This window comes from Pseudomonas sp. DE0010 (genome assembly GCF_007680745.1).
In the GTDB taxonomy this organism is placed as follows: Bacteria; Pseudomonadota; Gammaproteobacteria; order Pseudomonadales; family Pseudomonadaceae; genus Aquipseudomonas; species Aquipseudomonas parafulva_B.
Genome location: NZ_VEJQ01000022.1, coordinates 1 through 24,875, shown reverse-complemented (window position 1 = coordinate 24,875; position 24,875 = coordinate 1). Strand labels below are relative to the sequence as shown.

Below are 24,875 nucleotides of genomic sequence, written 5' to 3'. Positions count from 1 at the left end.
CCTCGAGTCAGGAGCAGAAATCCAGGGGCAGGCGCCGAGGCACGAACTGGCCCCGTCCCAACTGCTCCGCATCGCGCAGGGTGCGCCAGGTGTAGTCCAGGGCGGTGCGCACGGCGCTTTCCAGGTGCTCGCCCAGAGCCAATCGACCCGCCAGGGCGCTGGCCAGGGTGCAGCCTGAGCCGTGGTAACTGCCCGGCAGGCGTTGGCAGGTCGAGGTGCTGCGGTGACCGTCGCGGCTGTACAGACGGTTGTGGATTTCGACCTCGTCGCCGTGTCCGCCGGTGATCAGCACGTGCTGGCAGAACTCCAGCAGCCTGGCAGCGCACTCGTCGGCGCTGCCTTCGGGCAACTCGGCGAGAATGCGGGCTTCGGGCAGGTTCGGCGTGGTGATGGTCGCCAGCGGCAACAGGCGTTCACGCAGCGCATAGCCTACTTCATCCTTGCCCAGGCGCCCGCCGCCGCCTGCGCGCAGCACCGGGTCGCACACCAACGGCAGGTGCGGGTGTGCAGCCAGCAGCTCGGCCACGGTATCGACCATGTCGATCGAGCCGAGCATGCCCAGCTTGACCGCAGCCACCGTGGAGTCGGTGAGCACGGCATTGGCCTGGGCCAGTACCCACTCACGGTCGAGCACGCGGAAGTCGGAGACATTGACGGTATCCTGCACGGTCAGGGCGGTCACCGCGGGCGCGGCATGACAGCCTTGTGCAAGCAGGGCTTCGATATCTGCCTGCAAGCCGGCGCCGCCACTGGGGTCGTGGCCGGAGAGACAGAGGACAACGGGGCGGGAGGCGTAGGTATTCATGGTCGGCGAGCTTACCACCAAACCTGTTTGTGCGGACCTTGCCCGTGCAGGTCGGTGGACTTTTTGGTGTGCGATGCGCGGCCTTCAATGCCGCTTATGCCCGTGCCAGAGCGGTCCTGTGGTTTTTTTGCCGCCGCTCGACGCACCTTGACGCTGTGCTAGAGTGCGCAGATAAATCGATGAACAGGTTCTGCAGGATTTCGTCGTCTCAAACGGAAAGGGGGCAACCGCGACGCGACCGGACAGGCCATGCTGGGGCTGTATGCGCTATTTGCTGATTGTGCTCATGGGTTTGCTGCCCGCATTCGCCGAAGCGGTGGACATCACCGCGGCCACCCGTCACCTGCCCCTGGGCAAGGTCATGCAGGTCTACGAAGACCCGGACGGCAGCGCCAGCATCACGGAGGTCAGTGCGCCCGACTTCGCACAGCATTTTCTTTCCCACCCTGAAGACGTGCTCAATGCCGGGTTTTCCAAGTCGGTGTTCTGGCTCAAGCTCGAGCTGCACCCTGACGCGGAGCCGGGCATGCCCCGGCACTGGTTGCTGGAACTGGCCTACCCACCCCTCGACCACCTCGAGCTTTACCTGACGGGCCCGGACGGGCGCTTTCACCTGGCCCAGCGCACGGGTGATGCACTGCCTTACTCAAGCCGGGAGGTTCGGCAGGACAACTATCTGTTCAACCTGCAATTGCCGCCTGGGCATGTCACCACGGTCTTCCTGCGCCTGCATAGCCAGGGCTCGGTGCAGGCGCCGCTGGCCCTCTGGTCGCCCCAGGCCTACCTGGAAACCCAAGCCACGCGCTTGTATGTGCTGGGGATGATCTACGGGGTGCTGTTGGTGATGCTGGTGTACAACCTGTTCCTGTACCTGAGCGTGCGGGACGTCAGCTACCTGTACTACATCCTCTACATCGCCTCCTTCGGTCTTTACCAGGTCTCGGTCAATGGCGCGGGCATCGCTTACCTGTGGCCCGACAGCCCATGGTGGGCCAATGCCTGCACACCGTTGTTCGTCGGCGCAGCTGCGCTGTTCGGCTCCCAGTTCGCCCGGCATTTTCTGCAACTTCGCCATCAAAGCCGCGGCTTTGACCGGTTGCTGCAGGTGCTGATGCTGGGCGGTGCCGTGGTGATGGTGCTGGCCGTGAGCGTGCCCTATGGCGTGGCCATGCGCCTTGCCACCGCCTTGGCGCTCGTCTTCAGCCTGGGCGTTTTCTGCGCAGGGCTCAACGCCTGGCGGCGCGGCCTGCGCGTGGCGCGCTGGTTCATCATCGCCTGGACCGCGTTCCTGCTCGGGGGGCTGGTCAACACGCTGATGGTGCTGGGCTACCTGCCGAACATGTTCCTGACCATGTATGCCAGTCAATTGGGTGCTGCGCTGGAAGTGGCGTTGCTATCGCTAGCCCTGGCAGACCGCATCAAGACGCTGCGCGATGAGCAGGCCCGTACCCTGCGTGAAACGGGGCAGCAACTGGAGCTACTCAACCAGCAACTGGCCAACAGCAACCGGCTCAAAGACGAGTTTCTGGCCTGCGCCACCCATGAACTGCGCACCCCAATGAATGGCGTGATCGGTTCCCTGGAGTTGATGCATACCCTGCCGATGGACGCGGAAATGGCCCGCTTTCACCAGACAGCGGTGGGTTCGGCCCAGGGCATGATGAACATGGTCGACGCCATCCTGACCTTGTCCGAACTCCAGGCAGGGCGGCTGCGTGCGCAGCCAGCACCCTTCGACTTGCGGGCACTGCTGCAAGGCGTGCGCGCCAGCTATGCCGGCCAGGCACTGGGCAAGGGCCTGTATTTGAGTGTGGACATGCCGGCGGACCTGCCCGACCGACTGGTGGGCGATGGGCCGAAGCTGGCCCGCTGCCTGGGATGTCTGGTGGACAATGGCCTGAAATTCACCCATCAGGGTGGTGTGATGATCCAGGTTCGCGGACAGCGCAGGGGGCCTAATCAACTGGCCTTGACGTTCACCGTGAGCGACACGGGTATCGGTTTCGAAGACCTTGACCAGTCGATTCTTTACCAGCGGTTTTTCCAGGTAGATGGGTCCATGACCCGGCGCTACGGCGGGTTGGGCATTGGCCTTGCCATCTGCCGGCAGATGAGCGAATTGCTGGGGGCACGGCTGTCACATCAATCGGCGCCTGGGGTGGGCAGTCGGTTCGAGATGAGTGTGGAGTTGGCGATTTCGCAGGGGCAGGTGGCTGTGCAGGGGAGTGAGGGGCGGCGTTGGCGGTAAGCATCAGTAGGTTAGGACGATTTGCTGTTAGCTAAATCGGCAGTGCGATAACGTGGGCGTGCGATTCGGGGTATCAAAGAAAGTAAGAACCTATGATTAACCAGCCGAAGGCGACTGTGTTAAGCCATGAGGCGGCCACAATCCGCTTTCTCATGGATGGTGGAAATTGCTCATAGTCTTGTGCGTCAAGCATGCCTTGTCGAATACTTGATTTTGGATACTTTATGACCCCGGCGACCATGAATGTCACAAACATTCTCGCACGCAAAGTCTTTTCACCACAAAGGGTGACAATAAAGGGTAGGCACGCACTGCGCTGCAGGGCCCCGATCATGATTTTGTATTCTTTGGAGCCTGCGATACGCAGATCCATGACGAGGCCGGTCAGTCCGAGGGCAAAGGGAGTGGCAAGAAAAAGTAATTGAAACGTAATGTCAAAATTCTTGATCATTCTCAAAGCCTCGAAAGTTTTCGCTTAATTGCATGCACGAAGACTTCCCGTCAGAGGCGCTGTTGCAGGGGTCGAGATGCCATATGCAGCGCCGTCAAGGCAGTTCTTCGGGAAGAAATAAGTATCACTTCATTAGCTACTTTGGCCCCCGACCATTTTGGGCAGGCCAAAATCGTCAGGCTCAGTAAATAGTGTTCTTCAACATGGCTTCGTATTCCCGTCCGCCGTGCGAGCTTCGAGTACCTGGCCTACTTGCCAGCTCGCCCAGATGCGTCGAATACCCAATCATCAGCGTGGATCCATGGTGCTTGCAATGAGTAACAGCTTCACCTTGGTAGTAGGAAAAAGTAACCGACTGTTAGCCAAGTGAACGCTACTGTGTTCAGCCAGGATGCGGTGTTGATCTTCTTTTTAAGGGAGGCTGGAAAATTCTGATAATCGAGTGGATCAAGCGCACCTTTGCGAATGTGGTAGGTTGGAAATGCTATGAGCCCACCCACCATTGAGATCACCAATAATCGTGCGCGTACGCTTTGTTCTCCCCAGAGTGTTGTAATAAACTCTAAGCAAGCACTGCGCTGGAGCGCTGCGATCATGACGTCGTATTCTTTTGAACATGCAATGCGCAGGTCCATGGCCAGTGAGATAAAGCCTATGATGAAAGGGGAAGTGAGCAGAAACAACTTCAGTTTTATGTCAAGGTGGTCAATCATTCTGCAAAGCCTCGAAGATTACCTCTCCTACGTATTCGCCGAATTCCATTCCTTCTAGGCTTCCAGCCAATGCTCCAGCCCCTGTCACCACTATCCCACAGGCCCATGCCTTTGGGCCGGTCCACCAGCAAATCCCGGGCGTTAATCTGCTAGCTAGCTTCGCTCCCCCCCATCCACCTACTAAACCACCCGAAAAATTACCAGCCTCAGTAAAACGCATTTTTCTACATGCTTTGGTATTCCCCACCCGGCACGCATCGGCAATCTTCATCGCTGATCCAATACCCCCGAGCGCAATACCCACTGCCCCTCCCGCCTTTAAATACTTGGCCATCCTTGCCAGCTTGTCCAAGTGAGTGGAATACCCCGGTATGTCCGTGGGCCCGCCTGCTTTGCTCCAGTGGTGCACCAGGCTTTTGGAAGAGATACCCAAGTCTCGGCGCAGTGTTGAGTAATCCCCAAGATTAAGCCGCTTATTGAGAAGGGTGGCCTTCAAACCGGCACTCAACTGATTGAACAGCTGCTGGCGCTGGGCGAAGAATTCCGGGTGGCGAAGGTGCCCGTGCTTGGCAAATTGCGCTTTGTGCAGGTCTTCGATTTTGCGCAAAAGGCTGGTGATCTCATCCAGTGACTTACCCGCCACTGTCTCGGCTACGCCCATGGCCAGGCTGGTATCACCAAACAGCGCGGCTATCTCGGCCTGATGCTGCATCATGAAGCCGGCTTCCTCCTCTGTGAGGCCGGCCAATGCAGCGCGCGCCTGCTCCGCTGCACTCATAACCGACATCTCCTGCCGGGTACACATCGGGTACCTCGATTCTTCACCCACGACGAATATCTCGCCCGGTTTGAATCCGTTCCGGAAGGTTGGATTAAGCCGTTCCAATGCTGACCGAGACAGGTGCGCGTGGGGCGAACCGAGTTCTACCAGCACCTCTTCATACGACATGCTGCGCGGCACGATGTAGAAACCAGGTTCATTGCTGTGCTGAGCCGCTGAAGGCGCGGCGTCCCGGAAGCGCTCCGGACTGATCGCCCTATTGCGTGCTTGAGGATGTCGCAGTGCGTCACTGACCGGTTCAGATGCAGGTGCCCTGAACGTTGCAGGTACTGCAGATCCGCCTGCAATTACGCGGTTGCTGCCTGTAGGGCACCCACACTCCACCAATGCGCCGTCAAGGACCGTAGGTATGCCGTCCTGCTTCCAACGGGGCTCGCCCTCCACCAGCGTGCCAGGTTGCCCGCAGCGGGGGCAGGGCGTGGTCTTGTCGCCTTCCAGCAGCCAGTTACGGCCATGGACGCGACCTCTGGATTGCCCGGCAATGCAAATGGCGCCGGTGGTGGTTTCATCGCTGTCCAGGCCTTGGTACCGACCCAGGATGCTGATGCGCATACTCATGGCTTGCCTGCTGTTCATGAAAGAACCCGCAACCTAGCAGGCGGTATCCACTTATGTGCGCTTGATTCAGCTTCTAGGAAGACTCCCACGGACTATTGGGAACTGGATTACAAGTTCCTGACGACCTCACCTGTTCGTGCGCCGCACGAACACGCCGCTGGCGACCCCGATAATGCAGGTCTCAAAAGCGCCGCTCATCACGCACCCCTGCCTTTAGTCAGGAATGCCCCTTTGTCCACCGACCAGACAGTGCTTCACTGGGTATCTCACGCCTGCCCGGATTCAGGAGCGCCTCCATGAACCTGCACCAGTACGCTGAAACCCACGAGGTCACCAACCAGCCGCCACCGCTGGACGGGGCCAACCTGTACCGCCTGGACCTGCCGCTACAGGAGTGGTCCAGGCGCTTTGGCGCCGACTGGGCGCAGTCGCGGATCGATGCGTACGGCGCGCTGGCCGGTGGGCCGTTGATGCAGGCAGGCTTTCTGGCCAATGCGCACAAGCCGGTGTTCAGCAGCCATGATCGATACGGCCATCGCATCGACCTGGTCGAATTTCACCCCGCTTATCACCAATTGATGCGTACCGCCGTCGAGCATGGGCTGCCGTCGCTGCCCTGGGCCGAGCCGCGCCCGGGCGCCCATGTGGCCCGCGCGGCGATGACCTATCTGCACAGCCAGGCCGAGGCCGGGACGGGCTGCCCATTGACCATGACCTTCGCTGCGGTGCCGGCCCTGCGCCTGCAACCGGAAATCGCCGATTACTGGCTGCCCAAGGCGCTGTCGCGTGAATATGACCCGCGCAACGTCGGCGACCGGCACAAGGCTGGCGTCACGTTGGGCATGGCCATGACGGAGAAGCAGGGCGGCACGGACGTACGCGCCAATACCACCCGTGCCTACCCCGTGGGCGCGCCGGGGCCCGGCCAGGCCTACGAGCTGGTGGGTCACAAGTGGTTCTGTTCGGCGCCCATGTGCGACGCCTTCCTGGTCCTGGCTCAGACCGAGCGCGGCCTGAGCTGCTTCCTGCTGCCCCGCCACCGCCCGGACGACAGCCGCAATCAGTTCTACATCCAGCGCCTGAAGGACAAGTTGGGCAATGTCTCCAACGCTTCCAGCGAAGTGGAGTTTCGCGGTGCGCTGGCCTGGATGATCGGTGAGGAGGGCCGGGGCGTGCCGACCATCATCGAAATGGTGGCCATGACCCGTTTCGACTGCATGGTCGGCTCCAGTGCCTTGATGCGCCAGGCGCTGACCCAGACCCTGCACCACTGTGCGCATCGGCAGGTGGCGGGCCGCCTGTTGTCCGAGCAGCCGCTGATGCAGAACGTGCTCGCCGACCTGGCGCTGGAAAGCGAAGCGGCATTGGCCCTGAGCCTGCGCATGGGCCACGCCCTCGAACAGCTCGACGACCCCCAGCAGGCGCATTTCGCGCGCTTGGTCACGGCGGTGGGCAAGTACTGGATCTGCAAGCGTGCCCCGGCCATGATCAACGAAGCGGCCGAGTGCCTGGGTGGGGCAGGGTATGTGGAGGACAGCATCCTGCCGCGGCTTTACCGCGAGGCGCCCGTCAACTCGACCTGGGAGGGGTCAGGCAATGTGCAGTGCCTGGATGTGCTGCGCGCCTTGTCCAAGGAGCCGGGTGTGCTGGAGGCGTTGTTCGCCGAACTGGGGGACGGGCACGGCGACAAGCGCCTGGCCACCTGCATCGTCAACCTGAAGGATGCGTTTCTCGACACGGGCGATATCCAGTACCGGGCGCGACAACTGACCGAGGCCATCGCCTTGGCCTTGCAGGCCAAGTTGCTGCTGGAGGCTGGTCATTCTGCGGTCAGCGATGCGTTCATCGCCAGTCGCCTCACAGGGACGGGGCGCGCCTATGGCACGCTGCCGCGCGGTGTGGACGTACAGGCCGTGATGGCGCGGGCCATGGCCAACTGACCAGGCCAGCCCTGTACGCCCCAGCTGCACCTCCCTGCATCATCAAGGGGATGAATTTACCCAAGAAGGCAGGCAAGATGGTTCGCATGCATGTCCAGACAGGAAGCACAGTGTGAGCCACGCGTTTGAAGTCGTTGATACTCCCGAACAGGCCGTCGATCGTCTGGCGGCCTTGCATGAGCAGGCCACCGGTGCCCTGAGCCAGGCCCTCAAGCGTTACCTCAAGGACCGCACCGAGCCCGACGCCCAGGAGCGTGACCTGTTCCGCTACCCGGCGCTGCGCCTGACCTACCACAGCAATGGCGAGGTCGCTGCCACCACGCGGGCCTATGCCAAGGTCCAGGTGGCTGGCACCTACAGCGTCACCATCACCCAGCCGGCTGCTTTTCGCGGCTACCTGCTGGAGCAGTTGCGCCCGCTGATGCACGACTACACCGTCACCGTTGAAGTGGGGGTCAGCGAGCAGCCCATCCCGTATCCGTACGTGGTCGACCAGGGCGACGAGCTGGCCGGCAGCGGCATCACCGCCGCGCAGCTGGCGCGGGTGTTCCCCAGCACCGACCTGTCCTCGGCCACCGACAACATCGCCGATGGGCTCTACGACTGGGACAGCACCGATACCTTGCCCCTGGCCCTGTTCGATGCCGCGCGCGTGGACTTCTCGCTGCGGCGCCTGGTGCACTACACCGGCAGCGACTGGCGCCATGTGCAGCCCTGGATCTTGCTGACCAACTACCACCGTTACGTGGACCAGTTCATCAGCCATGGCCTTGAGCAGTTGCGCGATGATCCGCGTTTCGTGCGCATGGTGCTGCCGGGCAACGTCGTGATCGAAAAGAGCATGGACCACGGCGAGGCCCAGGCGCTGGTCGCCGGTGTGGTCTGGCACCGCTACCAGATGCCGGCCTACCACCTGATTGCAGGGGACGGCGATGGCATCACGCTGGTCAACATCGGCGTCGGCCCGTCCAATGCCAAGAACATCACCGATCACCTGGCAGTGCTGCGCCCGCATTGCTGGCTGATGATCGGGCACTGCGGCGGGCTGCGCCAGTCGCAGACCATTGGCGACTACGTGCTGGCCCACGCCTACATGCGCCGCGACGGTATCCTCGACCGCGTGGTGCCGCCGAACATTCCAATCCCGGCGCTGGCGGAGGTGCAACTGGCCCTGCAGGAAGCCGCCGCCCAGGTGACCGGCGAGCGGGGCGAGCAGCTCAAGAAGCGCCTGCGCACCGGTACCGTGCTGACCTACGACGACCGCAACTGGGAGCTGCGCTGGGCTCAGGAACGGCCCTTGATCAACTTGTCCCGCGCCGTTGCCGTGGACATGGAAAGCGGCACCATCGCAGCCCAGGGCTATCGCCTGCGGGTACCGTACGGCACCTTGCTGTGCGTGTCCGACAAACCGCTGCACAGCGAGATCAAGCTGCCAGGCTCGGCCAACGCGTTCTACAACCGCGCGGTCAGCCAGCACCTGAAGATCGGTATTGCGGCGCTGGATCTGTTGCGCACCGAGCTCAATTCGTTGCACTCGCGTAAACTGCGCAGCTTCGACGAGCCGCCGTTCCGCTGAGGATCCATGTCACTGCCACCCCGTTCCAAGCCGCGCCGCCCCCAGGGGCGGCCTGCGCCTGGTGCTCATCGCCAGCCCAAGGCGCCACCCGCCGAGCCGCGGTTGATCCTGTTCAACAAACCCTTCGACGTGCTGACGCAGTTCAGCGACGGCGAGGGGCGGGCCACGCTCAAGGATTTCATCGACATCCCGGGCGTCTACCCCGCCGGCCGGCTGGATCGGGACAGTGAAGGCCTGTTGCTGTTGACCAATGACGGCGCCCTGCAGGCGCGTATTGCCGACCCCAAACACAAGCTGCCCAAGACCTACTGGGTACAGGTCGAGGGCGAGCCCACCGAGGAGCAGCTGCGCCAACTACGCGAAGGCGTGCAGCTCAATGACGGGCCAACGCTGCCCGCCGAGGCCCGCAGCCTCGAAGAGCCCGCGCTGTGGCCGCGCAACCCGCCGGTACGCTTTCGCAAAAGCGTCCCGACCCGTTGGCTTGAATTGGTGATTCGCGAGGGCCGCAATCGTCAGGTACGGCGCATGACCGCCGCCGTGGGCCTGCCCACCTTGCGCCTGGTGCGCGTGCGCATTGGCGATTGGGCACTCGATGGGCTGGAGCAGGGCTGCTGGCGCGAGGTGGCGCCGACCCTGCGGCGCTAGGCGTCATGGCCTGCGCGCAGGTAAAGACCGCGCCGGCTACACCCCCTCGATGAACCCCACCACCACGCTCTTGATGATGAACGCCAGCACACCCAGGCCGAGCACGAAGAACAGGATCAGGGTGCCGAACCGCCCTGCCTGGGATTTTTTCGCCAGGTCCCAGACGATGAAGCCCATGAAGCCGATCAAGGCGGTCACCAGGATGATCATCATCCACTCTTCGAATACGGCAGGATCCATTGCAGTGCTCCAGGCGGGTTGAGGGGGCAAGTATACGCGTGAGGTGGCAACCGATCAGCGAAGGTGGGTCAATGGAAGCTCGGTGCTGGCCAACACCTGGTTGAGCACGAAGCTTGAACGCACGCTGGTGACGCCCTCGATACGCGTAAGGCTGCCGAGCAGCAGCTTCTGGTAGTGGTCCATGTCGGGCACGACGACCTTGAGCTGGTAGTCGGCGTCCATCCCGGTCACCAGGCTGCACTCCAGCACCTGGGGCAGGTTGCGGATGGTGGCCTCAAAGGTTTCGAAACGCTCGGGGGTGTGCCGGTCCATGCCGATGAGTACGTAGGCGGTCAGGCTCAAACCCAGCTTCTTGCGATCGAGCAAGGCCACCTGGCGGGAAATGTAGCCGTCGTCTTCCAGTTGCTTGACGCGGCGCGAGCAGGGTGAGGGTGAAAGGCCGATGCGTTCGGCCAGCTCCTGGTTAGAGATGCGCGCGTCACGCTGCAATTCAGCCAGAATGCTTAGGTCGTATCGGTCCAGCTTGCTCATGAATCATGCCTTTTCTGTTCGGATTGCGGCGAATTATCAATCCAGGGTTAAAAATTGCGCAAGTGCTATTTATCTGAGCAATCTTCGCAATCCTGTGCCGGTGCGCGCCCGGTATCTTTATCACCAGAATCACTGCCCGGACATCAGTCCACGGCGATGCGCCCCAGACGGGCGCTCGCGGCCAAGCCATCCAACAGGATGGGCCAGGCCCCCGGGCTACGCACCTTCCAGAAGACGGTGTGAGGTGAGCCGGGGCCACAAGCGCCGAGCACGGACGACAATTGCTGAAGGGAGGCCCACATGGCCTCCCTTTTTTCATGGCTGAAATTTAATGGGCGGCGCGGTGGGGCGCGGTAGACTGGCGCAGTCAGCCGTTTTCCCGTCGAGAGGACTACCATGAAGTCGCACATCTGGCAGTGGGCAGGTGTTGGTTTGCTGGGCATGGGCATCAGCGTGGCAGCCCTGGCAGCCGGGCCCAACGACGGCCCAGGTGCGTTGCCCCCCGCCGCCACAGGGCCAGGTATCGAGGCAGGGCCCGCGCCTGGGCGTGCGCTCAATTCACGTGACGAAGTCGGCCAGACGCAGCCCCCACGGCCAGGGTTCTACCAGGATATTCCCCGCCGCCCCGGTGATGGCCCGCGGTGGCAGGGGCGCCCTGGTGGCCACGGTGAAGGCTGGGGCCCCGGGCCGCATTACCGGCCCGGCCAGACCGTGGACCGGTTCCCTGACCGCTTCTGGAAGGTGCCCTACCAAGGGCAGGAATATTTCTACTCGGGCGGGTACTGGTACCGCCCCTGGGAACGGGGTTACCAAGTCGTGGTGCCGCCCCCAGGTGCGCGAGTCAGCTACCTGCCGCCCTATGCGCACAAGTTCCGCGTGGACGGTGCGATGATGTACCTGGTCGCCGACACCTACTATCGGTACCTGGAAAACAGTCGCGAGTACGTGGTGGTCAATCCCCCTGAACCTGCGCCAGCAGCGGCGCCGGGGTATGACGTGGTGGCTTATCCGCGTTATGGGCAAGGGCAGGAGCAGCAGGACCAGGATCGCTACCAGTGCCACCGCTGGGCGGTCAGCCAGTCGGGGTTCGATCCTGCCATGGCTGCCTATGCGCCGGCGCCTGCGGTTGCAAGCACCTACCAACGGGCGCTTGGCGCGTGCTTGTCCGGGCGGGGCTACAGCATCAACTGAAGGGCTACACCGGGTCGGCGTGCACCATTACATCGGCCTTGGGGTACTGATCGCGGATCACCTCCGAGGCCTGCACGCACAGGCCATGGGCGTGATGCAGCGGCAGTTGCCCAGGCAGCTCGATGTGCAACTGCACGAACCACTGGTTGCCCGATACCCGGGTGCGCAGGTCGTGCACGCCCAGCACGCCATCGATAGCCAGCACGCGGTTGGCCATGTCTTCACTGACATCCACGGGCAGCTCCTTGTCCATGAGAATCGCCGTGCTTTCACGCGCGATCTGCAGGGCGCTCCACAGGATGTACAACGCGATGCCCAACCCGAACAGCGCATCGAGTTGCGGCCAGCCGAAGCGCGCCAGCAGCAATGCCAGCAAGATGCTGCCGTTGAGCAACAGGTCGGAGCGGTAGTGCAGGGAATCGGCGCGTACCGCCGTGGAGCCTGTGGCGCGGATGACCTTGCGTTGCAGGGCCAACAGCGCGACGGTCAGCACCAACGACAACAGCATCACCCCGATGCCGATGGCGGTATCGCCCAACGGCTGCGGGTTGCGCAGACGCTCCAACGCCTGCAAGGCGATCAGCACGGCACTGCCGCCGATGAACAGCGCCTGGGCGATGCCAGCCAGGGCTTCTGCCTTGCCATGCCCGAAGCGGTGGTCGTCATCGGCCGGGCGCAGGGCGTAGTGCACGGCCAGCAGGTTGAGGAAGGACGCCACGGCGTCCAGGGCCGAATCGGTCAACCCGGCCAGCAGGCTCACCGAGCCGCTCAACCACCAGGCCAGCGCCTTGCTGACCACCAGGATGCTGGCCACCGCCAGGGAGGCGCGCGTGGCCAGGCGGAGCAACCGTTTGTGTTCGGCCGAGGTGGTCATGTCAGGCGGTTGTCCTTGGCATCAGGCGGCAGGTACCAGCCCCAGGCTGGCCAGTTGTTCAGCACTGCCGCGGTGCTGGATCAGGCGTGGGTCGTCCAGCGGCAGGCGCTGCCCCAGTTCGCTTTCCAGGATGGCCTGCAGCTTGAGGTTGTCCACGGTGCCATCGGCATTGACGGCGTCCTTGAGCTTGGCAGGGTCCACCTGCGCGGTCTGCCCTGGCGGGTAATAGATGGCGCCGGTGGCGAAGTCGATGCCGAAGGCGATCAGCCCTGGGATGACGTAGAACAACAGGCCAACAGCGTCCAGCACGGCGATCGCCGGGTCGACCTTGCCGTCGATCTGGCCGCGACGGTCTGGATAGAAGATAGAGCCGCAAGCCGTCAGTTGCGTCAGCAAGGTGCCCACGAGGGCAGCACCGATCAGGCGGGAAGCAATGCGCATGTGAATCTCCGGGCGTGGCGTTCGGCAGGCCAGGCAAGGCGCCTGGGCCCGCGGTTAAGACCATGATAGGACAACGTCGGTTCGCCGTTATACTCGCCTGCTTGTTCGAGGGCCACCATGATTTCATTACCTATAGACCTTGTACTGCCAGATCTGCGACAGGCCCTGGCCAGTCGCAATGAAGTGATACTCGAAGCGCCCCCAGGTGCTGGCAAGACCACTCGGGTGCCCCTGGCGTTGTTGCATGAACCCTGGCTGGCCGGGCAAAAGATCCTGATGCTCGAACCCCGCCGACTGGCCGCGCGGGCGGCGGCGGAGCGTTTGGCCAGTGAGCTGGGCGAGCAGGTGGGTGAGACGGTCGGCTACCGCATTCGCCTTGAAAGCAAGGTAGGGCCGCGTACGCAGATCGAAGTGGTCACCGAAGGCATCCTGGCTCGCCGGCTTCAGGATGACCCGGCGCTAGAGGGTGTGGGGGTGGTCATCTTCGATGAGTACCACCTGCGCAACCTCGATTCTGACTTGGCGCTGGCGCTGTGCCTGAGCGCCCGTGAACTGCTGCGCGATGAACCCCCGCTCAAGCTGCTGCTGATGTCTGCAACGCTGGAGGGTGCTCGGCTCTCGAAGGTGCTGAACGATGCACCTGTAGTCACCAGTGAAGGGCGGATGTATCCCGTCTCGACGGTATGGGGCAGCCCCTATCAGCCGGGCGAGCGAGTCGATTCGCGCATCACGGACACGTGCCTGGCCGCCATTGATGAACAACCTGGCAGCCTTCTGGTTTTCCTGCCGGGGCAGGCGGAAATTCGACGGGTGGCAGAGGACCTCAAGGCGCAGCTCGGCAGCCGTCCAGAGGTAATCGTGTGCCCGCTGTACGGTGACCTAGACCTGCAGGCGCAGCGTGCGGCGATAGACCCGGCACTCAAGGGCTCGCGCAAGATCGTATTGGCCACGAACATCGCCGAGACCAGCCTGACCATCGAAGGGGTGAGGGTGGTGGTGGACAGTGGCCTTGAACGAGTGCCCAGGTTCGACCCCCGCAGCGGCATGACCCGACTCGACACACAGCGCATTTCCAAAGCCAGCGCTACCCAGCGTGCGGGGCGGGCGGGGCGCCTGGAGCCCGGCGTCTGCTATCGGCTGTGGTCGCAGTCCCAGCACGAACAGATGGCCGGCTACAGCACCCCTGAAATCCTGCAGGCAGATCTCGCAGCCTTGGCGCTCCAGTTGGCCCGATGGGGCATGAAGCCGCAAGAGATGACCTGGCTCGACCAGCCGCCAGCAGCGCCCTTCGCTCAAGCCAGAGACTTGCTCAAGCGCCTGGGCGCCCTCGACGATGCTGGGCAGCTCACGCCACACGGTGCGGCCATGAGCGCGCTGCCAGCCCACCCCCGGATCTCCCACATGCTCATAAAGGGCAATGCGATGGGCCTGGATGACCTGGCATGCAACATTGCGGCACTGCTAGGCGAAAAGGACATTCTGCGCGGGGCCGGTGCTGACCTTCACACCCGGCTGAGTGCTCTGTCAGGGGAGCAACATTCACGTCGCAGTGGCGGTTCTCTCCAGCGGGTGAAGCAGTCGGCTCGGCAGTACCGATCCCTACTGCGTGGGAAGGCCTCCAGCCCTGTCAGCGAGCCCGATCACCCACGGTGGGTAGGGTGTCTCCTAGCGTTTGCCTACCCTGACCGAATCGGCCAGCAGAGGCGTGCAAGTGCATCCGAATACCGTCTTTCCAATGGTCGTGCTGCGGTGTTCTCAGAGCCCGATGCACTCACCAAGCATGAGTGGCTGGTGGTCGCCGACCTGGGTAGCCGGCAAGGGCAGCGTGAGGAGCGGATCTACCTGGCGAGTGACCTCGAGCCTGCTCTGTTCGATGACGAGCTGGCTGACCTTGTGAAGTCTGTCGATGAGGTTGACTGGGACGAAAGGGAAGGGGTGCTGAAGGCTGAGCGGCAGTTGAAGGTTGGGCAGCTGATCTTGTCGACGAAAGCCCTGCCGAGTCTTGATGAGCACACCCGTTCGCTGGCCTTGGTCAACCTGGTGAGGCGCAAGGGCATCGAGCTTCTGCCCTGGAACCCTGAGCTGCGGCAGTGGCAGGCCCGGGTGGGTCTGCTGCGCCAACTGGATATCGAGGGTGGGCAGGCACACAGCAAGTGGCCTGACCTGAGCGACGCCAACCTGCTGGACACGCTGGACCAGTGGCTCACGCCCTACCTGGGTAAAGTCACGAGGCTCAGCCACTTCAGCCAGTTGGACCTGCCCTCGATCATCAGAAACCTCCTGCCCTGGCCGCTTCCACAGGAGCTGGACACCCAGGCACCCCAGGCGATCCAGGTGCCGTCCGGCTCGAATATCCGTATCGACTATTCGCAGCATCCGCCAATCCTGGCCGTGCGGCTTCAGGAGCTGTTTGGCCTGGCAGAAACCCCACGCATCGCCCAGGGCAGGCAGCCGCTGGTGCTGCACCTGCTGTCGCCGGCTCGCAGGCCTGTGCAGGTCACCCAGGATCTGGCGAACTTCTGGCGCAGCACTTACGTGGAGGTGAAGAAGGATCTGAAGGGGCGATACCCGAAGCATTATTGGCCTGAAGACCCGCTGGTAGCCGAAGCGACGGCCAGGGCTAAGCCTAGGAAGTAGCGATGCGCACCAGGAACTCCGCCTGCGCAGAGCGGTCTGTCTCACCGATGTGAAAAATGATGTCATATCGCTGGTATTGGCCGCCTAGGCGCCTGCTGCACTGACTGCCTGTATGTCCAATGGAATCACTATGCCTTTATCTACAAGGATGTGGATGGCCGCCAGTGCGGCCGTGCTGAGCCTCGCCGCTTGTTTCTCCGTGCAAGCCGCAACCCCGGGTGAGCAGGACCTTATCCGCGACCGCCAGGACCGCCTGCTCGAAGAGCAGCGTCGGCGCCTGCAGGAACTGCAGGATCTACCCGGCAAACCGGCCACGCCTGCAGCGCCCCAGACGCCCACCGATACCCGCTGTTTCACTATCCAGCGTATCGAGCTGCAAGGCGCCAATGCCTTGTCCGAGGCCGACCGCCGAGCGCTGACAGCGCCCTACCAAGGCAAATGCCTGGGTGTGTCGCAGCTCAACGGTCTGCTCAAGGCCATCACCGACCACTACCTCAACAAAGGCTGGGTCACCACCCGCGCCTACCTGCCGCAACAGGACTTGTCCGCAGGCCGGCTGAAAGTGCTGGTGGTTGAAGGCACCCTGGAAAAGCTGCGCAGCGACGCCGCCAGCGGCCTGTCCGAGCGCGAGCTGGCACTGACCTTTCCCGGTAAAGAAGGCCAACCCCTCGATTTGCGCGAGATCGAGCAGATGGTCGATCAGCTTAACCGCCTGCCTTCGAACAACGTGCGCATGGAGCTGAGCCCCGGACAGAATGTCGGCGGCAGCGACGTGCTGGTGCGCAACGAAGCCGACAAGCCCTGGCGTGCGCACCTGTCGCGCAATAACGATGGCCTGCGCAGCACCGGCGAGCAGCAGTGGAACGCGGGCCTGGACTGGGATAACCCGCTGGGCCTGGCCGACCAGTTCAGCGTGCGCGGCGGCCATGACGCGGTCAGCGACCACCAGCGCAGCTCGCGCAACGGCTTGCTGGCGTACAACATTCCCTGGGGCTGGTGGACCTTCAGCTACTTCTACAGCGAAAGCCACTACCGCTCGCGCATCGACGTGCAAGGCAGTGAAGTGGAACAGGACGGCGACAGCCAGACCCACCAGTTCAGCGCCGAGCGGGTGATCCACCGCGACACTCTGAGCAAGACCTCGGTCAGCCTGGGCCTTGCGCACATCCGCACCAACAACTTTTTCGGCGACACCCGCCTGGACCTGAGCAGCAACCGCATCAGCGAAGCGCAGGTGGGCCTCAACCACGGCCGACGCATCGGCTCGGCCTTCGTCAACCTCGACCTGGGCATGCAGCAAGGCATCGGCCTGTTCGACGCCCAGGGCAACCACGACCCGGGCCCGGGCGAAGCCGACGCGCGTTACCGCAAGTACACCGGTACCCTCAGCTACCTGCAGCCGTTCGAGCTGTGGGGCGAACGCCTGGCCTTCACCAGCCTGGCTACCGGTCAGCGCAGCGAAGACGCGCTCTTCAGCCCGCAGCGCCTGAGCCTGGGCGGGTCGTCGTCGGTACGCGGCTACAAGGATCAGTTCCTGACCGGCGACAGCGGCGGCTACTGGCGCAACGAACTGCGCTGGACGCGCCCGGTGACCTTCGACGCGCTGCGCCCAGTGCTCGGGGAATACGGCGTGGCGCTGGGCTACGACCAGGGCGTAATCCGCAACGACCGCTACAACGGCCAAGAGCACGGCCGCCTGAGCAGCAACTCGCTGGAGCTGTTTGCCCGCGGCAAGCATCTCGCCGCCTCGGTCACCTTTGCCCATTCCCTGGAACGCCCGGATGTGCTGGACCGCGAAGCACCGATCTATTTCCGCATGGATTTCTATCTTTAATTTTTGCTCGTCGACGACGTAGTTTCGAGGTTGCACACATGGACGTTCGCCAACTGACCCTGGCTGCCCAACCTACCGCCGTACTCGCCGACCGGCCGAACTTCCTCGGCCTGCCCAAGCGCCTGCTGGCCGTGCTGCTGGCCAACGTCATGTTCTGGCAGCCGATCTGGGCGATGGCCGACGGCATCGCCGTGAGCGGCACGACAAATACCCAGGTCGGCAAGGCCGGCAACGGCGTGCCGGTGGTCAACATCGCCGCGCCCAACGCGGCAGGCCTGTCGCATAACCAGTACGAGCGCTACAACGTCGACAGCCAAGGGCTGATCCTCAACAACTCGACTCAAGCCATCCAGGGCACGCAACTGGGCGGCAACATCCTCGGCAACCAGCAGCTGGGCGGGCGCGCGGCGAGCACCATCCTCAACGAAGTCAACGGCGCCAACGCCACCCAGCTCAAGGGCTACACCGAAGTGGCCGGGCAGGCGGCGCGGGTTATCGTCGCCAACCCCCATGGCGTGACGTGCAACGGGTGTGGCTTCATCAACACCCCGCGGGTCACCCTCAGCACCGGCAAGCCGGTGCTGGATGCGACCGGCAAGCTCGACCACTTCGCGGTCGATGGCGGCAGCATCAGCATCGAAGGGCAGGGCCTGGACGCCAGCAACATCGACCAGTTCGACCTGATCACCCGGTCGGCCAAGCTCAACGCCGACCTGTACGCCAAGCGCCTCAACGTGGTCGCCGGCGCCAACGACGTCAATGCCGACACCCTGGCCACCACCCCGCGCCAGGGCGACCCGGCTGACAAACCGCAACTGGCCATCGACTCCTCGGCCCTCGGCGGCATGTACGCCGACACCATCAAGCTGGTGGGCACCGACCAGGGCGTGGGTGTGAAGACCGCCGGCAACCTGGCCGCCAGCGCCGGCGACATCCAGATCGACGCCAACGGCCAACTGAACATGGCCCAGGCCTCGGCCAAAGGCGCGTTGAACGTCACCGCCCCCAGCGTCGAAATGACCGGCAAGGCCTACGCCAACAGCGTCAACGTGCGCACCCCCGGCGAGCTGGTGAATCGCCAGAGCCTCGCAGCGCGCGAGCGGGTTGAGATCGACGCCGGCACGCTCAGCAACCCCGGCACCGTTGCGGCCGGCATCGAAAACGACAACAGCCGCAACGCCGTCGGCGACGTCACCGTCCGCGCCGCCTTGCTCGACAACACCGGAACCCTGCAAGCCAGCCGCAACCTGACCGTCGAAGCCAGCCAGCGCATCGACAACCGTGGCGTTCTCCAGGCCCAGCGCACGCAACTGACCACCGCCACCCTGAGCAACCAGGGCAAGGCCGCCCGCGTGGTCGGCGAACAGGCGCTGTTCGTGTCGGCACCTGCCATCGTCAACCTGGGCGGGGTGCTGCTGTTCGGCAACGGCCAGGACGTCACCCTCGACCTGGCGCGGCTGGATAACCGCGACGGCCTGCTGCAAGCCGTCAACGGCAAGCTGACCCTCAACGTCGCCACCCTCGACAACGCCGCCGGGCAAATCGATGCCAAAACGCTGAACGTGAGCAGCGACACCCTCGACAACCGTGCCGGCCTGCTCTCGGCCAGCGGCGGCGACGCGCAGGTCACTGCGCGCATGCGCCTGGACAACCGCGACGGCACCGTGCAGGCCCAGCGGCACCTCGACGTGTCCACAGGCCAGGCCGACAACCAGGGCGGGCGTCTGCTGGCGGTCATCGGCGACCTCGACCTCGCCACCGCCGGCCTCGACAACCGCAACGGCAGCCTGCTCGGCACCGGCATTCGTGTGACCGCACCCCAGGCTGACATCGACAACCGCCAAGGGAAGATCATCGGCGAGCGCCTCGACCTCGACGTCGCCCAACTCGACAACCGCCAGGGCCAGGTCATCGGTGAACAGCTCGCCATCACCGCCAAGCGCCTGGACAACCGCGACCAAGGCCTGGTGGCCGCCGGCATCCAGGGCCTGACCCTGGACTTCGCCCGCAGCGCCACCCAGGCCCAACTGCTCAACGACGGCGGCCGGGTGCAGAGCGACGCCAGCCTGCTGCTGCGTGGCGCCTGGCTGGACAACAGCGGCGGCACGGTGATCGGCCGCAGCCTGAGCCTCGACACCCAGCGCCTGTACAACGACGCCAAGGGCGCGCTGGTGAGCGACGGCGGCGACGTGCAGCTCAGTGTCAGCGATGTGTTGAGCAACCTCACCGGCATCATCGACGCTGGCCAGCACGGCGTGACGCTGGACGGTGCCGCGGCTGTGGATAACAGCGGCGGCAGCCTGCGCGGCCAGCGACTGGACCTGCACGCCAACACCCTGAACAACGGCCAGGGCGGTCAATTGGTCGCCGGCAGCGACGGCCTGCGCTACACGGGCGGCACCTTGAACAACGACGCCGGCATCGTGCTCGCCACAGCGGGCACCACCGCCCTGCAACTGGGCCAGGCGGCGCTGAGCAACCTGGGCGGCATCGTTCAGGGCGACAGCGTCGAGATCACAGCCGCACGCCTGGACAACGGCAGCCAGAACGGCAAGGCCGGCTCCGTGGCCAGCCTGGTCGGCGGCCTGACGCTGAACGCTGCCACCCTCGCCAACGCCGGCGGCACCTTGTTCGCCAAAACCGCATTGCGTTCGATCGGCACCATTCTGAGCAACACCCAAGGCGGGCAGATCAGCGGCGAGACCCTCGACCTCGAGGCCAGTCAGGTGGACAACCACGGCGGCCTGATCGAAGCCAACAGCCGCTTCACACTCAGCGCCAGGGCCCTGGACAACCGCGACGGCCAACTGACCGCCCTGGGCCATTCCCCTGTAGGCCTGACCGCCGCAAGCGACCTAAGTCGCCTGGAACTGACCGGCAGCCTGCTCAACCAGAACGGCCGCATTGCTGCCGGCAACACCGATTTCAGCCTCAAGGCCGCCCTGCTGGACAACCGCAGCGGCCGCATCGAACACGCAGGCGACGGCCTGCTGAGCCTGGCCTTCGACCGCGTCAGTGGTGCCGGCGGGCGCATCACCGCCCTGGGCGCCGGCGACTGGCAGTTCGGCCAGGTCGACGGCCTGGGCAGCGTGCAGCTCAACCGCGCCCTGACCTACACCAGCGCCGCGCTGGCCCTGCAAGCCGGCGACCGCCTGGCCAGCGCCAGCGGCCTGACCTTGAACCTCGCCAGCCTCGACAACGGCGGCGAGCTGCTCAGCGACGGTGACCTGACCCTCAACCTCAGCGGCGACCTGAACAACCGCGGGCGCCTGTCGGCCCAAGGCCTGGTGGCCATCAACGCCGGCAACGTCACGCAGAACGGCGGCCGCATCGGCGCCGGCACGGACGCGCGCCTGAGTCTGACCGGCAACCTCGACAACCTCGGCTACCTCACCGCCCGCCATGCCCTGGCCATCGACGCCGCGCAGATCCTCAACCGCGGCACCCTCGGCGCCCAAGGCGCAGTCACGCTCAACGCCGAGCGCATCAGCAACGACCCCGACACCCTGCTGTTCAGCGGCGGCGCCATGGCGCTGCGTGCGCAGGTGTTCAGCAACCTCTATGGCGACGTGTACAGCCGTGGCGACCTGAGCGTCGCCAACCGCGACGGCAACGCCGCGCAGCGCTTCAGCAACCTGTCCGGCACCGTCGAAAGCGAAGGTGCCATCACCTTGAACGCCGCCAGCGTGGAAAACGCCAAGGCCAGCTTCGAGCTGGGCGAGTCGATCGTCAGCGGCAGCCTGAGCTGGGTGTGCGGCCAGCACTGCGCCGGCCACGACTCGTTCAAGCGCGGCACCATCACCATCGAACAAACCCTGCTGGAACGCGCCACCCAAGACAGCCCCGGCGCGCGCCTGGTGGCCGGCAAAGACCTGACCATCCAAGCCAGCGACGTGCAGAACCGCTACAGCCTGCTGGCGGCCAACGGCAACCTCAGCATCACCGCCAACGACCTGCTCAACCTCGGCGCTACCGAGCGCACCGGCCAGCAGAAGATCGTCATCGGCACGCCCGGGCGTATCGACACCGGTTACTGGGACCAGATGGAATACATCGACGTCCCGGCCTTCAACGCCGCCGTGGCTGCCGGCGATTTCGACCTGGCGCGCTTCGAGCTGCTCAAGGCCCGTTCAGCCGATGCGCGCTTCAGCGAAGAAAGCAACGTCACCACCTGGAGCGACAGCTCCAAAACGCTCTACGCCGCCACCCTGCAAGCCGGCGGCACGGTCAACCTGAACGTCGCCCGCAGCGTGCAGAACGGCTCGGTGAGCGAACACAACGCCCTGGAAATCCTCACCGGCAAGCTGGGCGACGACCAGACCGGCGTGCCGGTCGGCGGCATCGACATCACCCTCAACAAACAGGCCGTCGACGCCAGCGCCGCCACCGTAGCCGCACTGCCCAGCGTGCAGCGCGTGACCGACGCCAACGGCCAGACCACCATCGTCCCGGTGGACTACAGCGGCATTCCATTCGCGGCGGTCGACCCCACCGCCGGCCCGAGTTTCCAGCTGCCTCAGGGCGACTACGGCCTGTTCGTGCGCAACCCCGATCCGAACGGCCACTACCTGATCGAAACCAACCCCAACTTCACCGACCTGTCGCGCTTCCTCGGCTCCGACTACCTGCTCGAGCGCCTGGACATCGGCCCCGACGCCAACTGGCGGCGCCTGGGCGACGGCCTTTACGAACAACGCCTGATCCGCGACGCCGTGCTGGCCCAGACCGGCCAGCGCTTCCTCGCCGACGGCCTGGTCAGCGACTACGACCAGTACCGCTACCTGATGGACAACGCCCTGGCCAGCAAGGACGCCCTCAACCTGAGCCTGGGCGTAGCCCTGACCAGCGCGCAGGTCGGCGCGCTGACCCATGACATCGTGTGGATGGAAAACCGCGTCGTCGACGGCCAGACCGTGCTGGTGCCGACCCTGTACCTGGCCCAGGTGGACGCCCGCAACGTGCGCGGCAGCAGCCTGATCCAGGGCCGCGACCTGAACCTGATCAGCGGCGGGGATCTGGTCAACGTCGGCACCCTGCGCGCCAGCCGCGACCTGAGCGTGAGCAGTGGCGGCAGCATCTACCAGGGTGGCCTGGTGGAGGCGGGCAACAACCTGCAACTGATCGCGCAGGACAGCATCCGCAACGCCATGGCAGGACAGATTCGCGGGGAGAACGTGAGCCTGGCGGCGGTGCGCGGCGACGTCACCAACGAGCGCACGGCGATTCAGGTGCGCGATGGGGCGGGGTACCGCACGGTGACGGATGCCGGGAGCGGGGTGAGCGCTCGGCAGGATTTGGCTGTGAGTGCCGGTCGGGATGTGACCAATTATGGGACGTTGCAGGCTGGGCGGGATGTAGCGTTGCAGGCAGGTAACGACGTAAGCCTGCTGGCAAAAACCGACAACACGCAAAAGCACGAGTCCTTCGAGGGCGGCCACCGCTACGTCGTCACCACGCAGGCCAAGCAGCTGTCCTCCAACGTAAACGCCGGCAGCGATTTGAACTCCGACGCCGCTCGCGACATCAACGTCGTCGCCAGCCGCGCCAACGCCGGGCAGAACTTGGCACTCGACGCCGGGCAAGATGTGAACATAGCCTCGGCTCAGGATGAAAACGCCTCCTACTCGTTCAAGAAGAGCAGTGGCTCGTTTGGCCGCAAGAAAAAGCATCAGGAGGAAACCTACGATTCCACCAATGTCGCCTCGGTAATCGAGGCCGGCCAGGACCTGACCATCAACACCCGCAAGGCTGCCGACGGCAGTGTCGGCATCAACGTCGGTCGCGACGTCAATATCGTCGGCAGCCAGCTGTCGGCAGGCAATGACCTGATCCTGGGCGCCACAAACGACGTCTCGGTCAATTCTGGCGTAGAGCAACACGGCACCTACAGCAAGACCACCAAATCCGGGGCCTTCGGCCTGTCGAAGAGCGGCAAGAGCCAGATGACCCGCAACGTCGATCAAGTCGGTAGCGAGCTGACTGCCGGCAACGATGCGATGATTGCGTCAGGTCGCGATGTGAACCTGCGGGCCAGCACCCTCAATGCTGCGAACGACGCAGATGTCAGAGCGGGCTTGGTCGATGAAAACGGTGACATCAACCTGCTGTCGGCCAACAACGAAGCCTCCAGCCACCAAGAGAAATACAAGAAGAAAACCGGCCTTTCCCTGTCCGGTGGCTTCCTGTCGTTCTCCTCGGCCAAGGAAGCGGGCAACGAAGCGCAGGGCCGTACGGCCGTGGGCAGTCAGATTACGGCCATGCGCGATGCCTACCTGCACAGCGAACGGGACATCAACGTCGTCGGCAGCCGTGTGGATGCGGCGGGCGACGTTGGCCTGCAAGCCGGGCGCGACGTCAACGTGCTGGCGGCGCAGAACACCCACTCCAGCCAGGATTGGAAGAGCAAGAAGCAGTCCGGTATCGGCATTTCCTCGGACGACAACGGCGTCAGCCTGTTCGCCGGCTCCGAGCGCAACAAAGCCAAAGACCGTCTGACCCAGGAGACCAGTGCCGCCAGCCAGATCAGCGCCGGTGGCGATCTGAATGTGGGTGCCAAGCGCGACATCAATCAGGTCGGTTCGGACCTGCAAGCCTTCAACGACATCAACCTGGCCGCCGGTCGCGACGTCAATGTCGACGCTGCCAGCGAGTCGCAGGTGACCGAGCGGGAACGCGAGCGCTCGCGCAACGGCCTGACGGCGACCATCAACCATAACTTCGGTAGCACCAAAGATGCCGTCAATGGTGCCGGCAAAGGCGAGGACGCTACCAGTAAAGCCTCAAGCACATTGCGGGCCGTGGACAGCATTTCGCAGTTCCTGAGCGGGCCTACGGCCGATGCGAAGTTCGGCAACAGCAAGGAAAGCAGTCGCCAAGTTGTGTCGCAAACGAGCAATCGCGGCTCGACGCTGGATGCCGGCAACGACTTGAACATCGCTGCCAACAATGATGTGCGCATCCGCGGCGGACAGTTGCAGTCGGGGCGCGATATCAACATTCAGGGCCGTGACATCACGCTCGATGCGGCCAAGGGCAGTTATGGCGAAGAGAGCAGTGAGGAGAAAAGCTGGAGCGGCATTCATGGCGGCACCAGCGGTGGTTTCAAAGTGGGTGTTGGCGGCAGTCGCGGAGTTGCCGATAGCGATCAAAGCCAAGGCTCTTCGACGGTCACGAGTTTGCAGGCTGGACGCGATGCCAACCTCAAGGCGAGCAACGACCTGAATCTGATCGGCACGCAAGTGCAAACCGTGCGGGATATCGATCTTCAGGCGGGTAATGACCTCAACATCAGGGCGGCGCAGAACGACAGCGCCAGCTCCAGTAGCCGTCGTAGTGGCGGGGGTGAAGTAG

Annotated in this window: 16 protein-coding genes; 8 read left to right on the top strand and 8 right to left on the bottom strand. The window is 63.9% G+C overall.

Annotated features, from left to right (window positions below):
- Nucleotides 1-7: 7 nt before the first annotated feature.
- On the bottom strand, nt 8-805 hold the full coding sequence (locus tag FS767_RS16505) for a hydroxymethylpyrimidine/phosphomethylpyrimidine kinase (protein WP_144966924.1): 798 nt from the start codon (nt 803-805) through the stop codon (nt 8-10).
- Between the two features lie 262 nt (nt 806-1,067).
- Here FS767_RS16505 and FS767_RS16500 point away from each other — a divergent pair, with 262 nt between their 5' ends.
- Nucleotides 1,068-3,053, top strand: a complete 1,986-nt coding sequence (locus FS767_RS16500) for a hybrid sensor histidine kinase/response regulator (protein ID WP_144966923.1) — start codon at nt 1,068-1,070, stop codon at nt 3,051-3,053.
- A gap of 73 nt (nt 3,054-3,126) precedes the next feature.
- On the opposite strand, the gene FS767_RS16495 is transcribed toward FS767_RS16500, so the two are convergent.
- The 3 genes from FS767_RS16495 to FS767_RS16485 form a co-directional block, all read right to left on the bottom strand.
- A complete protein-coding gene (locus FS767_RS16495; RefSeq protein WP_100850739.1) occupies nt 3,127-3,504 on the bottom strand; it encodes a hypothetical protein in 378 nt (125 codons plus the stop codon).
- Nucleotides 3,505-3,830: 326 nt separating this feature from the next.
- Nucleotides 3,831-4,217, bottom strand: coding sequence for a hypothetical protein (locus tag FS767_RS16490; RefSeq protein WP_144966921.1), 387 nt, complete (start codon nt 4,215-4,217; stop codon nt 3,831-3,833).
- Nucleotides 4,210-5,616: a PAAR domain-containing protein gene (locus FS767_RS16485; RefSeq protein ID WP_144966919.1), complete on the bottom strand. Its 1,407-nt coding sequence runs from the start codon at nt 5,614-5,616 to the stop codon at nt 4,210-4,212. Before FS767_RS16485 ends, FS767_RS16490 begins: the two co-directional genes overlap by 8 nt.
- A 296-nt stretch (nt 5,617-5,912) precedes the next feature.
- On the opposite strand from FS767_RS16485, the gene FS767_RS16480 reads away from it, so the two are divergent.
- The 3 genes from FS767_RS16480 (at nt 5,913) to FS767_RS16470 (ending at nt 9,777) form a co-directional block, all read left to right on the top strand.
- Nucleotides 5,913-7,556 (top strand): acyl-CoA dehydrogenase family protein, encoded by a 1,644-nt coding sequence (locus FS767_RS16480; protein WP_144966917.1) that lies wholly within the window; start codon nt 5,913-5,915, stop codon nt 7,554-7,556.
- Nucleotides 7,557-7,668: 112 nt separating this feature from the next.
- A complete protein-coding gene (amn, locus tag FS767_RS16475; RefSeq protein ID WP_023534634.1) occupies nt 7,669-9,132 on the top strand; it encodes an AMP nucleosidase in 1,464 nt (487 codons plus the stop codon).
- Between the two features lie 6 nt (nt 9,133-9,138).
- Nucleotides 9,139-9,777 carry a pseudouridine synthase gene (locus FS767_RS16470; protein ID WP_144966915.1) on the top strand — a complete coding sequence of 213 codons (639 nt, stop codon included), beginning with the start codon at nt 9,139-9,141 and terminating at the stop codon, nt 9,775-9,777.
- Between the two features lie 36 nt (nt 9,778-9,813).
- Here FS767_RS16470 and FS767_RS16465 read toward each other — a convergent pair whose 3' ends face one another.
- Both FS767_RS16465 and FS767_RS16460 read right to left on the bottom strand, forming a co-directional pair.
- Nucleotides 9,814-10,017, bottom strand: a complete 204-nt coding sequence (locus FS767_RS16465) for a DUF2788 domain-containing protein (protein WP_023534618.1) — start codon at nt 10,015-10,017, stop codon at nt 9,814-9,816.
- A gap of 54 nt (nt 10,018-10,071) precedes the next feature.
- The gene (locus FS767_RS16460; RefSeq protein WP_023534579.1) at nt 10,072-10,548 is read right to left on the bottom strand and encodes an Lrp/AsnC family transcriptional regulator; all 477 of its coding nucleotides are present in this window, start codon (nt 10,546-10,548) and stop codon (nt 10,072-10,074) included.
- 396 nt (nt 10,549-10,944) lie between these two features.
- On the opposite strand from FS767_RS16460, the gene FS767_RS16455 reads away from it, so the two are divergent.
- A complete protein-coding gene (locus FS767_RS16455) occupies nt 10,945-11,739 on the top strand; it encodes a DUF6515 family protein (RefSeq protein WP_144966913.1) in 795 nt (264 codons plus the stop codon).
- Between the two features lie 4 nt (nt 11,740-11,743).
- Here the strand turns inward: FS767_RS16455 and FS767_RS16450 are convergent, their stop codons facing one another.
- Together FS767_RS16450 and FS767_RS16445 are read right to left on the bottom strand one after the other, a co-directional pair.
- On the bottom strand, nt 11,744-12,613 hold the full coding sequence (locus FS767_RS16450; protein ID WP_058603559.1) for a cation diffusion facilitator family transporter: 870 nt from the start codon (nt 12,611-12,613) through the stop codon (nt 11,744-11,746).
- 21 nt (nt 12,614-12,634) lie between these two features.
- On the bottom strand, nt 12,635-13,054 hold the full coding sequence (locus FS767_RS16445; RefSeq protein WP_058638971.1) for a hypothetical protein: 420 nt from the start codon (nt 13,052-13,054) through the stop codon (nt 12,635-12,637).
- Nucleotides 13,055-13,171: 117 nt separating this feature from the next.
- Here FS767_RS16445 and hrpB point away from each other — a divergent pair, with 117 nt between their 5' ends.
- The 3 genes from hrpB to FS767_RS16430 all read left to right on the top strand — a co-directional run.
- The gene (hrpB, locus tag FS767_RS16440; protein WP_144966911.1) at nt 13,172-15,691 is read left to right on the top strand and encodes an ATP-dependent helicase HrpB; all 2,520 of its coding nucleotides are present in this window, start codon (nt 13,172-13,174) and stop codon (nt 15,689-15,691) included.
- 148 nt (nt 15,692-15,839) lie between these two features.
- Nucleotides 15,840-17,525 carry a ShlB/FhaC/HecB family hemolysin secretion/activation protein gene (locus FS767_RS16435; RefSeq protein ID WP_178102744.1) on the top strand — a complete coding sequence of 562 codons (1,686 nt, stop codon included), beginning with the start codon at nt 15,840-15,842 and terminating at the stop codon, nt 17,523-17,525.
- A 38-nt stretch (nt 17,526-17,563) separates the two neighbouring features.
- Nucleotides 17,564-24,875: hemagglutinin repeat-containing protein (locus tag FS767_RS16430; RefSeq protein WP_144966907.1), on the top strand; the 7,312-nt coding region annotated here is incomplete at its 3' end.